We start from the raw sequence: 12,599 nt of genomic DNA, 5'->3' as shown, positions 1-12,599 counted from the left end.
CTAATCTTTAGTTGATTCTTTCGCCTTTTCTGCCTGTACATCTTCATCTTTATAAATCAGTTCATGATCTTGTTTAAGACCCACAATCATAATGATATTTGTAACTGTATTATAAAGCATTAAAATGACTACCACCATGGCACCGCTTAACATAGATGACACCAACAGCGTACTCCAGTAAATAATTCTAAACCAATTTGTTGGCACTTCATTCGATTCCGTAATCGGAATATTGAATAACTGAAACATGACTAGGGTTACGATAAAGAGAATGGTATCTATTTTTGCAATGTTAAGTACTTCAATGTAATGACCATCTTTTAGTTGAGATTCGGTACCCGAACTAATTCCCAAAAGGGTTAATAATAATGCTAATATTGTAGCTGAAGCCAATACGATAGTATTGCAAAGCATATTAATTCCCGAAAGGGAGGCATTCAACAGATTCTTCGCCTCATAGCCAGAGATGTTCCCTAAAAGAAACACGCCAACAGCAATGATCATGAACGTTATTAAGCCGCCATAAATAGCTCTTCTATTATTGAGTAGAAATTTTTTCATTGATTTTGATATAAAAAAAGGCCTCTAGTTGAGGCCTTAAAATTGGTTATTTTGAATTCTTAATCTACTGCATCTTCTACATCATCAGCAACATCCTCAACAGCGTCTTCGACTTTGTCTTCGTTTGTTTCTCTACAACTAGTAAATACCGTCGATACTGTAAATAGTATCAAAAATAATTTTGATAATTTTCTCATAATTGATTGTTTAAAGGTTAATTGTTGATTAATTTATTTTTTGAGAGCACCTCTCAGTAGAGAAAGTACGAATAATACAATGAATATAAAAAATAATATTTTCGCTATTCCAGAAGCAGCTCCTGCAATGCCACCAAATCCTAATATGGCAGCGATAATAGCAATAATTACAAATGTGATTGTCCAACGTAACATAATATAAACTTTAAAAGTTAATGAGACTGATTTTCAATCCCTTACATTACAAAGATGAGGCTTTTTATTTTATTGACTTAACTCATATGGCAAGATATTTAACACTAATACCACATTAAGAGATCCTTAAATTTATTTCGTCGTAACCGTCATCAAGTGTTCGCCTTAAATCTTTAATATTATCATGAGGACCCTTTATAGGATCGTATACAAAATCATAAACATCGTGGTGGTTGATAAGCGATTTCAAGTCGTTTAAATTATGGTTTCGATCTAACCAAATAGGATAATCTTTCTTTTTAAATATGAGTGGTTTCAACTTACCGAGATTTGGAATATTATCGAATTTATGAGTCGCATGAGTCACCAAAAGTGAACAGGTAATAAAGCCATCTACCACCTTGTTATAGATTCCTGCTAGACAGAAAGGTGAATGGTTTTTTAAATGCACATAATGCATGTGTAACTTACCTTTGAACAGGCGCGTTGTAAAAAATCCATTCACTATAATCAAACAACGCCTTTTATCCAATGCGTTAGTGTAAATATCGTCGCTTAAATTTTGATCGTGAACATTCGTATTTAAAGTATTGGTAACATCTTGAAACGTATCCCAACTTTCTTCATAATCTTCTGGCAATAAACCCCAAATGGAAAAATCGATCGTTTGGCTATCTTCCATTGTAATGATGGGTAAATTAGACTCTACCAAACCATTAATAACAGCGTTAGGTTCATATAGATTTGGAAACCTGAATTTCACGCCGAGCTCTCGTTCTATCCCTTTCAGATCAGATGTATTGGATAATCTATAAAACATTTTTTGTTTTAAGGACGTGAAAAGTAGGAGATTGCGTTAACTCATTCAAATGAAAAGTGTCTTCATATAAAAAAGGTGCCCATTGGACACCTTTTGAATCTTTATCTATCGATTAGATGATTATCTCAAATCTTCTAAAGTTTTGATATTAGATAATCCATTTTCAATCGTATTTTTCTGCGACATCAATATGGACTTCGTTGTGGATGGCAAACTTGTTTCCTTTAAGACTTCACTGTATTCGTCAATGGCAGCTTTTTCACCACGAATCGCTTCTTCTAGCATCGATTCTTCATCATCATTCGAAAATAAGGATTTAACATCCATCCAAGCTCTGTGAGCTTTACCAGTTAAGCTTCCTCCTTTATCGACATCTTGGTTAAACGATTTAATTTCAGACTTTAATTCATGTCCAAAATTATAACGCTCTTGCGCCTTTTCATTAAAATATGATTTTAGTGCTGAATGCTCTACATTTTCCGCGGCCTTCTTGAAGCCTTTTTCAGCATCATATGTTTTTTCTAATAGTTCGTTTAATTTATTTCCTACTTCTTCTGTGTAATTACTCATAATTCATTTATTTAAATTTAAACGATAGTTTGTTTTTTTGATGTCTATCGATTTTACATCATAAGCAGTCATGATTAACTTACTTACAATGCTAAATTACAGTAATTAAGATGTTTCGTTTAGTCGTTATGCTTTAAAAAATAACTCAAATACGAGTTTAATAAAATTTTAACTATATAGACGGTTGGTAAGAGTCAATCAATTCTAAAACAGACATTTCAGATGGCGTTAAATAACCCGATTGTATGGGTGCTGTGTCTATTTTAGTAAACACATCATGAAGTGAATCATTTTGGTATGACTCTACAAGAATGGGATGCACATAATACTTTCGGCAAACATTACGAGTATTACCAAGTGCTTGTGCAGTAGCATCAAAGGCCGCTAAAATATTGTCATGAGTCTCCTTCTCTGTCTTGGGTCTGTCAAACTCAATTAAGGATTCAAAAAAGATCACACTAGCAGACCAAGTTCTAAAATCTTTCGCGGTAAATGCCGAACCTGAAATGGTATTTAAATACTCATTAACCATGGCACTATCAACATGATGCTTTTCACCATGACTATCAAAAAACTGAAACAATTCCCATCCAGGAATTTCTTCACATTTACTTACGAGTTGCACTAATTTCTTGTTTCTTAAGGTGATATTATGCGCTTTCCCTTTTTTCCCTACAAACTGAAATCGCAAACGATCTTTATAGAGATGAACATGCTTGCTTCTCAAAGTGGTTAATCCATAAGTTTTGTTTTTCTTGGCATAATAATCATTGCCAATTCTAATATGGGTTTCCTCCATGAGTTTAATTACCAGTGCCATCACTTTAGTTTTAGTCCATGACTTCTGTATAATGTCTTTTTCTACACGATTTCTAATTTTCGGTAAGGCTTTACCAAACTCTGTCATTTTAAAAAACTTGGTTTGGTTTTTTATTTTGTTCCATTTAGGATGGTAACGATATTGTTTACGCCTTTTGACATCTCTTCCAGTGGCTTGTAGGTGTCCATTTGATAAAACTGAAATCTTGACGTCATCCCATGCTGGAGGTATAACCAAAGATTCAATACGCTCTAATTCTTTTTTATTTTGAATAGGCACACCTTTATGGATGTATGTAAAATCCTTCTCTCTTTTTTGTCGAAGAATAGCTAATTGATGCGTATTTACATAAACTAAATCCAGAGTCTCAATGGCCGACTCTGGATGCTTCTCAATTTTTTTTAAAAGTGCTGGTGTAAGTCTTTGTACAGACATGCTACTTATCGGTTGGAAGACATATAATCCTTGTAGTCATCTGCCAGATTCTTTTTCTGATTTTCGGTGAGTACTTTACCAGACAACTGAAAAAACTTTTGCTCTTCATCTTCTAAGTGATGTTCAACTTTATGCTTGAGATCTTTGGCGATTTTTAGCCAAGCTGACGAATCATAATCGGTCTCCTCTAATTGCTCAATCAATTCATCAATTTCATGATGTTCAGCGATACCATGTCTCGCTTTTTCTTGCATAAGATCAGAATCGATTAAAGGTTTATAATAATGTCGTTCTTCAGCATCGGCATGTACTTTCAATTCCTTCCTTAAGGATATGAATATACGGTCCCTTTCTTCTGTGTCTCCGGAGGTTTTAATAAGTTGATCTAATAATTCACGTTGGATATCGTGATCTTTTCTTATGGCTTCAAAAATAGTCATGGGTCTCGTGTTACATTAATAAAAAGTATTGCCTCAGTAACAGTGACTTTACTGAGGCGCAACTAACCAATCAAATTATCAGGAAGCGATTTGCTTCTTAGATAAAGTTAAAATTAAAACAATCCAGGAGTCTTGAAGTGCTTTATCTCATGAGATTTTAACCCAAACAAAAACCCAGCAATCTTTAAAAAAAATGCTGGGTCTTATCCCTAACTAAACTATACTTCAACATGATTGAAGAGGTATGACAATCACAAATTTAGGTTTATACATACTTTGAAAGTGCTCTATCCCTTATAATTTTAACGTTTTCCTGTAAATTCCGTTAAAAAAAATCTAAATTAGTGTTATAGGTATCTATTACGCCTACTTTTACGTATATATAGTAAAAGCATTTAAGCTAACAGTAACCATTAGAATCATGAAAGAAATAATTATTACACCAGAAAACGCCAAGGATCTCATTAATCAAATCCAGGAAGCCATTGGTGGTACCATTGATGAAAAGTGGAATGAATACAGCTTAACACTAGATAATGAAAATGCCAGAGGTACCATTAAGTTTATGCCGTTTGATTGGGGCGTTAATTTACTCAACTTGAACATTGTATTTTTTAAGGAAATCATTTTTAACATACAAGCAAGTAAGTTCAACCCTATCCGCTTTATGTATAACTACAAAGGTGATTTTAAACACCGTTTTGGCATCAATAACGATGAGAAATTAGTTGAACAGTATCACTCATTAATTTTTACTAACAAAACAGGTGGTGCCAATCATATTCATTTTCCGAAGGATAAACAAATAGAAACGAGTATTATACAGATTGTAAGAAAAAAATTCTTAAAGAAACGCACGACTAACGCATCTCTTTTAAATGAACGCTTGTATGAAGTGTTTGTGGATACAGATCACGATAATAGGTTTGCTCATTATGGATTACTCAACTTGAAAATGGCCGATTACATCAAAAAAATGAAGCATATTAAGTCTAAAGGCATGGTTAAAGTGCTGAAAATTGAATCGTTGGTTTACGAAATTCTATCGCTTCATATCCAGCAACACAATAAATTCCAAAGAGGCGTTCAATTACCTACCTCGTTGACAAATACGGAACTGAAGGTGATTCGAAAATTAGGAAACAAAATTATCAAAGACCCTTCTTTCAATTATTCATTGGAACAATTATCAATGGATTCTGGTCTGTCACAAGCCAAATTACAGGATGGTTTTAAATTCCTATACACTAGAACAGTTACGGAATATGTGAGACATATTCGATTGGAAGCTGCTCGTGATTTAATGAAAAATGCCGATCTAAATGTCTCTCAAGTAGTTTATAGTATCGGATTCACAAGTAGAAGTTATTTTTCAAAAATATTTAAGGAAAAGTACAATGTAACACCAAATGAGTATCGAAAGAATGTCTTAAATAATTTAGTGATTGAAGAGAACGCCGCTTAAAACTTGCCTATTGTGAAATAGGATTAATAGTTAATAAAAGAATCAAACATGACTCATGAACCATTATTGATTTGTATCCCAGATATTAGTGGTTTCACCAAATTCATGAGTGAAGCTGACTCTGATTTCAGTTCTAAAATTATCCCATCACTTCTCAACAAAATCATCTATGCCAATGACATTGGTTTAAGAGTTTCTGAAATAGAAGGTGATGCCGTGCTTTTTTATAAGAGAGGCGCACTTCCCAGTTTAAAAGCCTTAATCGATCAATGTATTAATTTCTATAGGTTGTTTTACCAGCAACTTAATGAGTTGTCGGCAACCTTCGCTGCTCATAAGGATGCTGAGTCATTGGCAAAAGTATTAGGATTAAAAATTATATTGCATTACGGTGAAGATGTAGATGCTGTGCAAATTGGAAAACATATCAAACTGATGGGGGAAGATGTGGTCATTGCTCATAAGTTATTGAAAAATGAAGTCCCAAAGGAGGAATATCTATTAATTTCAGAAAGTCTTTTGTCTCAGTACGATCTGGAAAATTTGGACACAAAAGTGTATTGGACTGAATTAAAAAAAGGACAGAATCGCTATGAGCATATTGGTAAGGTAAAGTATTTCTACATAGATCTTACACCACTCATTTAGTACAACCTATTTCCACCTATTACCACATAAAAAACCTCAACCTTTCGGTTGAGGCCACTAAAAGTGATTATAACTATTACAATGGGTTATTTGTTATAAATAACTTTATAATCACCATTCATTTTAGATTTCAGTGTATTCATATCTGCAACATAAGTGTGTTGTGTGTTAAAAACCCTGTCTGGTCTTTCACCAATGATGTAGTGTTTTACATTTAATTCTGGTGCATTCAAAGTTACTTGATCTGATACACGCATTTTTTTATCTGCAATTGATTGGTCAGTTTCAACCAATTCAGAAATCACATAGAGGTTATTATCGGAGGCCCAAATTTCTTTGATGTCCAAAGTGTGTTCATTTCCAGTCACCTCTGCTTCAATCATGAGCGTACGCTCTTCTTTATCATTGTCATCAGAATCTGGCATGTCTACATCTATATAAGGAACTTCTACTTCCTCTTCCTCCATTACCACAACCACTTTTGGAACATTCACCGTTTTGGTTGTTGTACCTACGTTAACATCGGCCCAGTCCACATCATATGTTGGCAACTGGCCCTCTTCCGCAGAGACATCCATATCAACATCTACTTCAGGAAGCTCCATATCTTTCTTTTTATCAACATTGCAGTTTAGCATAAATGTGGCACACATTACAGTGATTGCCATTGTCTTAATTTTCATAATTTGTATAAGTTTTAATGTTATTATATAAGAGTTGATTACTCTTCTTGTCTATTGTAAATATACTACGAACCATACAACTAACTTAGCGCTATCAAAGGGATCATTGACTCATATTCGAAAGATCAGCAAGTCATTACTATATCCGACAAAAAAAAATCGCGAAACAGAAGTTTCGCGATTCAGAGAGTTGTTTGAATTAGTTATTTAATTATTTTTTTCAAAAGCATTAAGGATCCAAACTTACTGGCATATTTGGCAACGGTTTGTAACCAATGTAAAGGCTTTAAATCTTCCTTAATTTGACCTTTCACACCTTTAAGTTCTTCAAAAGCTATCTGACGTTCTAGATTCAGACGCTTTAAATCATATTCAATCTCTTCAAATGTGCTATAGTTCTTCATGTGATTAGTCAAAAAATTTAGTTGAAATTACCTTGATGATTTTCTTATCAATAAGATGTCTCAGATAATATACAATGATCGCCAATAGCACAAATAAGAGTGCAATGGCTGCATAACCCAAAGCCAGATTTCCAAGCGCTTCACCTATTTCAATAGCACCTGCTACTGCAATAAAAATTAATGCCAGAGTCGCTAGACCACCAATAATGGTTAGTTTTGTTACAAGACTCAAGGAAATAGTAAGTTGCTGGAACACCTTCAGCTTAAGATATTGCTGAGACGTTTTGATATAAGTCTCAGCAGTATCAGTTGCTTTATCAGTTGTTTGATTCAATGATTCAAAAACAGTCATATATTATGATGTTTTTTGTAATTTTTTATTCTTTGCTTTTAACTGCGCTAACTTTTTTTCCAAAGAGTTGATTAAATCATCTGCCTTGTGACTAGCATCAGAAACAATATTTTCCAATTGTGTATCTAAAGTTTCTTTTTTTCCAGACATGGTCGTTACGACATTATCCTTAAACACAGTTGCTTTCTCTGCCAACATATCTTTTGTATTGATGGCTTCATCAGCGATTTTCTGTCTCGTATTGACACCTTTATCAGGTGCGAATAAAATACCTAATGTGGCACCAATTGCTGTTCCTGCTAATATTCCTAAAATTGTATTGCTATCTTTTCCCATGTTATTATATATTAAGTTAAACTTGATTTACTACAAATATCGGATATACAAGTCGTTAGTGTTAACGCGATAGATTTAAAAATTGACTTAAACCAAATCTCTTAAACAAGACAATAGTTTTTTCTTTTGAGTTAATGCAAAATAGTTAATGATAATATATTGAAATAAAAAATTCATGGCTAAAATTAGTACCATTAATCCTTATACGAATCAAGACATAACAGATTATGATTTGCACAATGACAAACAGGTCAAGCAAATGCTGAATGAAGCTCACAATGTTTTTGAGTCGTGGAAATTAAAAAGTATAGAAAAAAGGGTAAAGCTTCTAGATAATCTCGCTGATACCTTATACCAGAATTTAGAGGAATACAGCGAACTGATGACTAATGAAATGGGTAAACCAATTGTTGAGAGTAGAGCTGAAATTGAGAAATGTATTTTCTTATGCGATTTCTATAGAAAAAATGCAGAAAGATTTTTATCAGACGATATCATCGAGACAGATGCCAATGAGAGCTTTATCAGCTATGATCCCTTGGGAGTTATTCTAGCCGTTATGCCGTGGAACTATCCATTCTGGCAAGTAATGCGATTTGCAATTCCAACATTAACAGCTGGAAATACAGCGCTTTTAAAGCATGCTTCAAATGTGACGGGATGCGCATTGATTATTCAAGATATCTTTGAAAAATCTGGATACCCGAAAGGTTGTTTTCAAACGCTTGTCGTGGGACATGATCAAATTGAAGCCATTATTAAAAACGATATTGTAAAGGCCGTATCTCTTACAGGTAGTGAAGCGGCTGGCAAGAAAGTTGCGGAAATTGCCGGAAAGCATCTCAAGAAAACCGTTTTAGAACTCGGCGGAAACAATGCCTGTCTTGTTTTAAAAGATGCCGATTTAAGCAAACATTTAGACACGATGGTAAAGGCTAGAATGCAAAACACCGGTCAAAGCTGTATTGCAGCGAAACGATTTGTAGTAGTTGAGGCTATTTATGATGAATTTTTAGAACAATTCACTAATAAAATCAAGAAATTAAAAATAGGAGATCCTACAGATGACGGTACACAAATATCCGTTTTGGCGAGAAAAGACTTGGCAGACACACTAAAGTCTCAAGTTGATAAATCCGTTGAAAGAGGCGCTAAATTACATTATGGTTACTCGACCGACAAAGCCTATTTCGAACCAACGATTTTGACAGAGGTGACGCCTAACATGCCCGTTTTTTATGAAGAAACATTTGGTCCAGTTGCTGCCATTATAAAAGTGGAAAACGAAAATGAAGCGTACCAAATGGCATCTGAGTCTCGGTTTGGCCTGGGCACTATGGTTTTCACAAAAGACACCAAAAAAGCCGTAAAAAGAATTTCTGAAATTGAAGATGGCGCATTTTTCATAAATGAGTTAGTCAAATCAGACCCACGACTTCCTTTCGGAGGTACTAAATATTCGGGTTACGGCAGAGAACTTTCCAAGGAAGGCATCTTGGAATTCGTAAATAAAAAAACTATTTATATTAATAAATAAACACCAAAATTATGAAATTCGTAAAAGAAGAAGAAGAAGAAACTAGAGATTATATTTTGCAAAAAGATGAAACCACAAAAAAGACATCAACCTTTGTCATTGTCGTTTTAATTCTACTGATCATAGGAGTTGTTGTCTCCGGAATTTACTTTATGAAATTTTAACGTCTAAGAATTACACGCAATAATGTTAGCTATATTGATGGTTTTTTTGTAAATTTCATAGAATTCTACCTTAAAAATCATCATGTTATGAAAGCTATTCTTTCCTCAATCCTCATTGTTTTGTTGATTTTTTCTTGTAACGATAAATCCGAAAACAAGTTAAAAAATAATGATACCGACCTTACTGAAAGCGATGTATCAGACTCCTTAGAAGGTGCATGGGAATTGGTTGGCTACTACAATTATTTAGATAATGAAGTCACAGATTCATTTACCACTAGTGAAGGTTACCGACAAGTAAAAATCTACACACCCACCAAAGTGATGTGGAGTAAATACGTTCCCACAGATTCATCGGAATGGTTTGGTTATGGTAGCTATGAAATAAACGGAACTGAACTGTTGGAAGTTTTAGAATATGGTTCAGAAATGATGAGTAAAATCATAGAAGAGAAAAAAGAATTTAAGCATGAGCTAATTTTTAATGGAGACAGTTTCAGCCAGATTGAAATTGACGAAGATGGCAATAGGATTTATGCAGAAAACTACAAGAGAATTGAGTAAATAAGTACAAACTAAAATAAAAAAAGCCCAACTATGAAAGTTGGGCTTTTTTAAGTCGGGGTGGCAGGATTCGAACCTGCGACCTCCGCGTCCCAAACGCGGCGCGATAACCGGGCTACGCTACACCCCGAAACGGTTATCAATATATTGCGGAGAGTATGGGATTCGAACCCATGCGACAGTTACCCGTCGACAGTTTAGCAAACTGCTCCATTAACCACTCTGGCAACTCTCCAATAAATTTAAAAAGAACGTCTTTTTAATGGGATGCAAATGTAACTTTTCATTGGCAAGAACACAACAATTTTCAATATTTTTTTTGAGATAATTTATTCTGGATATTCTATTCTAAGATGGAAAATGTTAGCCAACTTTACTTTGAGAACTTTTTTGATTGACTGAATCTCCTTAAATGTGATATTCGCATTTAAAAATTGACCATCCTCCATTTGTTTTGTGATAATGGATTCGACAAATTTGTCAATTTTTGAACTCGTAGGATCTTTTAAACTTTTAGATGCAGCTTCTACACTATCACACATCATTAAAATGGCCGTTTCTTTACTAAAGGGCTGCGGTCCTGGATACCTAAAATCCGCTTCATCAGTATCTGCGTTCATATCTTTTTCTTTCCTGTAAAAATAATAGACCATACTTGTACCGTGATGCGTTCTGATGAAATCAATAACCCTATCTGGAATGTTATTTTTCTTGGCGATCTCAATACCATCTAACACATGATTAATAATGATCCTAGCGCTCTCCCTAGGTGACAATTCATCATGTGGGTTAATACCAGTAGCCTGATTTTCTGTAAAATACGTAGGATTCTTCATCTTGCCAATATCATGATATAAAGCACCCACCCTAATAAGCATGGCATTCGCTCCTACTTCATTTGCTGAGGCTTCTGCCAAATTCGCCACATTTAAGGAGTGATGGAAAGTTCCTGGCGCCTTATTAGAAAGTTCTTTCAATAATTTAGTATTCGTATCTGAAAGCTCTAATAGAGAGACATCTGAAACCAAACCGAAAAGCTTTTCATAAATATAAATTAAAGGTTGTACAAAAAGCGTTGCCAAACCACAGAGTACAAATAGTCCAAATGTGGTTGGATTTAAATTTGTAACATCTCCTTCCTGAATGACGAAAAATGCAAAGTAAGCGATGATATAAATTAAGGTGATTTGTCCAACCGAAATAAATAGATTGGCTCTTTTATATAATTCTGAAACAGTCAAAATGGTTACAATTCCAGCTATAATTTGTAAGAACATGTACTCGTAACTATTGGGAACGATAAAGCCTAATAACAATACGGTTAACACATGTGCAAACAATCCTAATCTGGCATCAAAAAAAGCTTTTAATACCAACGGTAAAATACATAAAGGCACCACGTACACATATTGAGAATTGTAATTGATTACCAAGGTTGTGAGCAAAATCATCAATAATACATTGAAGAAAATAAACGTCACTTTTGTATTATCAAGAAAAACTTCCATACGGTACTTTCGTAGAAAAAGAAGGAGCATCAATAAAGCTAAAGACACCAAAAGCGCATAGGCAAATATGATCCAATTATAATTAGACTCATTCCATACTTGGGATTCGTATTCAGATTCTAAAGACTTTAAAACTTCGTATTTGTTACCCTCAACAATTTCACCTTTCGAAATAATAAGTGTTCCTTTCTCTATACTACCGCGAACTTCAGAAATGGCCTCTAATTTTTCATTCAAGGCATTTTGCGTTAACGACGCATTGAGTTCTAGATTCGGTTGAATGATATCGAAAAAAATAGAGATAAAAGTCGCTTCAAAATTTTCGAGGTCATTTTGCTGGAGCTTACTTTCTACAATTTCTCGAAATCCATCAATTTTAGTTAGATTGGCAAATTGCGTTTCTGCATATTCGGTTTGACCTTCTGTTAAAATAACATTTTTATCATCTTCATACTCGTAGTCTTCATCTAAGACTCCAAATTCATATATGTCATTTATAGCAGTTTCTCCAACACCAAAAAGGTTTCTATGACGCCTTATAATACTATCCGTAAATGACGATTTAAATTTCTCCTCAAAATTTTTGAGGACGTTGGCCTGAACCTGCGGATTGACATCAAAATACAAAGCACTCTTTTCTGATGCTTCTATCTGTTCCAAACGCAATTCATCCGCCGACTTTTTTATAGCAAAATCAAACGGAGCCAAAAGACTTTCTGACTGCCAGGGTTTTCCTTTATCGAAATCGTATCCAAATTTGCCGCTTTTAGGAAATAAGTAGACAATTAGAAAAGTTGTACTCAAAAACAAAAGCACTTTATAAAGAAGTGCATGATTTTTATACCATTTATTTATGAGATCATTCATTATCGGCTATTTGGAAAACATGGGAATTACTAA

Annotated in this window: 17 protein-coding genes and 2 tRNA genes; 5 read left to right on the top strand and 14 right to left on the bottom strand. The window is 34.2% G+C overall.

What is annotated here, in order from left to right:
- From ACU8DI_RS10535 to ACU8DI_RS10505, 7 genes are all read right to left on the bottom strand, one after another.
- Positions 1-561, bottom strand: a complete 561-nt coding sequence (locus ACU8DI_RS10535; RefSeq protein WP_447112734.1) for a hypothetical protein — start codon at positions 559-561, stop codon at positions 1-3.
- Positions 562-620: 59 nt separating this feature from the next.
- Positions 621-758, bottom strand: a complete 138-nt coding sequence (locus ACU8DI_RS10530; protein ID WP_447112733.1) for a hypothetical protein — start codon at positions 756-758, stop codon at positions 621-623.
- 33 nt (positions 759-791) lie between these two features.
- Positions 792-953 carry a DUF1328 domain-containing protein gene (locus tag ACU8DI_RS10525; protein WP_447112732.1) on the bottom strand — a complete coding sequence of 54 codons (162 nt, stop codon included), beginning with the start codon at positions 951-953 and terminating at the stop codon, positions 792-794.
- 115 nt (positions 954-1,068) lie between these two features.
- The gene (locus tag ACU8DI_RS10520) at positions 1,069-1,773 is read right to left on the bottom strand and encodes an SOS response-associated peptidase family protein (protein ID WP_447112731.1); all 705 of its coding nucleotides are present in this window, start codon (positions 1,771-1,773) and stop codon (positions 1,069-1,071) included.
- Between the two features lie 120 nt (positions 1,774-1,893).
- Entirely contained in the window at positions 1,894-2,343 is a 450-nt protein-coding gene (locus ACU8DI_RS10515; RefSeq protein ID WP_447112730.1) for a ferritin-like domain-containing protein, read from the bottom strand.
- A 172-nt stretch (positions 2,344-2,515) separates the two neighbouring features.
- Positions 2,516-3,598, bottom strand: coding sequence for a DNA topoisomerase IB (locus tag ACU8DI_RS10510; RefSeq protein WP_447112729.1), 1,083 nt, complete (start codon positions 3,596-3,598; stop codon positions 2,516-2,518).
- A 5-nt stretch (positions 3,599-3,603) separates the two neighbouring features.
- Positions 3,604-4,038 carry a hemerythrin domain-containing protein gene (locus tag ACU8DI_RS10505; RefSeq protein ID WP_447112728.1) on the bottom strand — a complete coding sequence of 145 codons (435 nt, stop codon included), beginning with the start codon at positions 4,036-4,038 and terminating at the stop codon, positions 3,604-3,606.
- Between the two features lie 421 nt (positions 4,039-4,459).
- Here ACU8DI_RS10505 and ACU8DI_RS10500 point away from each other — a divergent pair, with 421 nt between their 5' ends.
- Together ACU8DI_RS10500 and ACU8DI_RS10495 are read left to right on the top strand one after the other, a co-directional pair.
- On the top strand, positions 4,460-5,503 hold the full coding sequence (locus ACU8DI_RS10500) for a helix-turn-helix transcriptional regulator (protein ID WP_447112727.1): 1,044 nt from the start codon (positions 4,460-4,462) through the stop codon (positions 5,501-5,503).
- Between the two features lie 48 nt (positions 5,504-5,551).
- Entirely contained in the window at positions 5,552-6,151 is a 600-nt protein-coding gene (locus ACU8DI_RS10495; RefSeq protein ID WP_447112726.1) for a DUF2652 domain-containing protein, read from the top strand.
- Positions 6,152-6,237: 86 nt separating this feature from the next.
- On the opposite strand, the gene ACU8DI_RS10490 is transcribed toward ACU8DI_RS10495, so the two are convergent.
- The 4 genes from ACU8DI_RS10490 to ACU8DI_RS10475 all read right to left on the bottom strand — a co-directional run bounded on the left by ACU8DI_RS10490 (position 6,238) and on the right by ACU8DI_RS10475 (position 7,926).
- Positions 6,238-6,834 carry a hypothetical protein gene (locus tag ACU8DI_RS10490; RefSeq protein ID WP_447112725.1) on the bottom strand — a complete coding sequence of 199 codons (597 nt, stop codon included), beginning with the start codon at positions 6,832-6,834 and terminating at the stop codon, positions 6,238-6,240.
- Between the two features lie 203 nt (positions 6,835-7,037).
- The gene (locus tag ACU8DI_RS10485) at positions 7,038-7,238 is read right to left on the bottom strand and encodes a hypothetical protein (RefSeq protein ID WP_447112724.1); all 201 of its coding nucleotides are present in this window, start codon (positions 7,236-7,238) and stop codon (positions 7,038-7,040) included.
- Positions 7,239-7,242: 4 nt separating this feature from the next.
- Positions 7,243-7,590: a hypothetical protein gene (locus ACU8DI_RS10480; protein WP_447112723.1), complete on the bottom strand. Its 348-nt coding sequence runs from the start codon at positions 7,588-7,590 to the stop codon at positions 7,243-7,245.
- 3 nt (positions 7,591-7,593) lie between these two features.
- On the bottom strand, positions 7,594-7,926 hold the full coding sequence (locus tag ACU8DI_RS10475; protein ID WP_447112722.1) for a YtxH domain-containing protein: 333 nt from the start codon (positions 7,924-7,926) through the stop codon (positions 7,594-7,596).
- A 175-nt stretch (positions 7,927-8,101) separates the two neighbouring features.
- Between ACU8DI_RS10475 and ACU8DI_RS10470 the strand changes: the two genes are divergently transcribed.
- From ACU8DI_RS10470 to ACU8DI_RS10460, 3 genes are all read left to right on the top strand, one after another.
- A complete protein-coding gene (locus tag ACU8DI_RS10470) occupies positions 8,102-9,463 on the top strand; it encodes an NAD-dependent succinate-semialdehyde dehydrogenase (RefSeq protein ID WP_447112721.1) in 1,362 nt (453 codons plus the stop codon).
- Positions 9,464-9,474: 11 nt separating this feature from the next.
- Complete coding sequence (locus ACU8DI_RS10465; RefSeq protein WP_447112720.1) at positions 9,475-9,627, top strand: hypothetical protein; 153 nt, start codon at positions 9,475-9,477, stop codon at positions 9,625-9,627.
- An 87-nt stretch (positions 9,628-9,714) separates the two neighbouring features.
- Positions 9,715-10,191, top strand: coding sequence for a hypothetical protein (locus tag ACU8DI_RS10460; protein WP_447112719.1), 477 nt, complete (start codon positions 9,715-9,717; stop codon positions 10,189-10,191).
- A gap of 55 nt (positions 10,192-10,246) precedes the next feature.
- On the opposite strand, the gene ACU8DI_RS10455 is transcribed toward ACU8DI_RS10460, so the two are convergent.
- From ACU8DI_RS10455 to ACU8DI_RS10445, 3 genes are all read right to left on the bottom strand, one after another.
- Positions 10,247-10,321, bottom strand: a tRNA-Pro gene (locus ACU8DI_RS10455).
- Positions 10,322-10,341: 20 nt separating this feature from the next.
- Positions 10,342-10,426: transfer RNA gene (locus ACU8DI_RS10450), tRNA-Ser, on the bottom strand.
- 94 nt (positions 10,427-10,520) lie between these two features.
- Complete coding sequence (locus ACU8DI_RS10445) at positions 10,521-12,566, bottom strand: HD family phosphohydrolase (RefSeq protein ID WP_447112718.1); 2,046 nt, start codon at positions 12,564-12,566, stop codon at positions 10,521-10,523.
- Between the last annotated feature and the right edge of the window lie 33 nt (positions 12,567-12,599).

The organism is Psychroserpens sp. BH13MA-6, assembly GCF_052983595.1.
Note: the sequence above shows the minus strand (reverse complement) of the source record. Positions and strands in the feature narration are given on the sequence as shown.

What these genes read in the sequence shown, in the direction of transcription:
- ACU8DI_RS10515 (WP_447112730.1), bottom strand. Translation starts at nt 2,343, where the DNA reads ATGAGTAATTACACAGAAGAAGTAGGAAATAAATTAAACGAACTATTA.
- ACU8DI_RS10470 (WP_447112721.1), top strand. Translation starts at nt 8,102, where the DNA reads ATGGCTAAAATTAGTACCATTAATCCTTATACGAATCAAGACATAACA.
- ACU8DI_RS10520 (WP_447112731.1), bottom strand. Translation starts at nt 1,773, where the DNA reads ATGTTTTATAGATTATCCAATACATCTGATCTGAAAGGGATAGAACGA.
- ACU8DI_RS10480 (WP_447112723.1), bottom strand. Translation starts at nt 7,590, where the DNA reads ATGACTGTTTTTGAATCATTGAATCAAACAACTGATAAAGCAACTGAT.
- ACU8DI_RS10530 (WP_447112733.1), bottom strand. Translation starts at nt 758, where the DNA reads ATGAGAAAATTATCAAAATTATTTTTGATACTATTTACAGTATCGACG.
- ACU8DI_RS10475 (WP_447112722.1), bottom strand. Translation starts at nt 7,926, where the DNA reads ATGGGAAAAGATAGCAATACAATTTTAGGAATATTAGCAGGAACAGCA.
- ACU8DI_RS10445 (WP_447112718.1), bottom strand. Translation starts at nt 12,566, where the DNA reads ATGAATGATCTCATAAATAAATGGTATAAAAATCATGCACTTCTTTAT.
- ACU8DI_RS10510 (WP_447112729.1), bottom strand. Translation starts at nt 3,598, where the DNA reads ATGTCTGTACAAAGACTTACACCAGCACTTTTAAAAAAAATTGAGAAG.
- ACU8DI_RS10505 (WP_447112728.1), bottom strand. Translation starts at nt 4,038, where the DNA reads ATGACTATTTTTGAAGCCATAAGAAAAGATCACGATATCCAACGTGAA.
- ACU8DI_RS10490 (WP_447112725.1), bottom strand. Translation starts at nt 6,834, where the DNA reads ATGAAAATTAAGACAATGGCAATCACTGTAATGTGTGCCACATTTATG.
- ACU8DI_RS10485 (WP_447112724.1), bottom strand. Translation starts at nt 7,238, where the DNA reads ATGAAGAACTATAGCACATTTGAAGAGATTGAATATGATTTAAAGCGT.
- ACU8DI_RS10500 (WP_447112727.1), top strand. Translation starts at nt 4,460, where the DNA reads ATGAAAGAAATAATTATTACACCAGAAAACGCCAAGGATCTCATTAAT.
- ACU8DI_RS10460 (WP_447112719.1), top strand. Translation starts at nt 9,715, where the DNA reads ATGAAAGCTATTCTTTCCTCAATCCTCATTGTTTTGTTGATTTTTTCT.
- ACU8DI_RS10525 (WP_447112732.1), bottom strand. Translation starts at nt 953, where the DNA reads ATGTTACGTTGGACAATCACATTTGTAATTATTGCTATTATCGCTGCC.
- ACU8DI_RS10465 (WP_447112720.1), top strand. Translation starts at nt 9,475, where the DNA reads ATGAAATTCGTAAAAGAAGAAGAAGAAGAAACTAGAGATTATATTTTG.
- ACU8DI_RS10495 (WP_447112726.1), top strand. Translation starts at nt 5,552, where the DNA reads ATGACTCATGAACCATTATTGATTTGTATCCCAGATATTAGTGGTTTC.
- ACU8DI_RS10535 (WP_447112734.1), bottom strand. Translation starts at nt 561, where the DNA reads ATGAAAAAATTTCTACTCAATAATAGAAGAGCTATTTATGGCGGCTTA.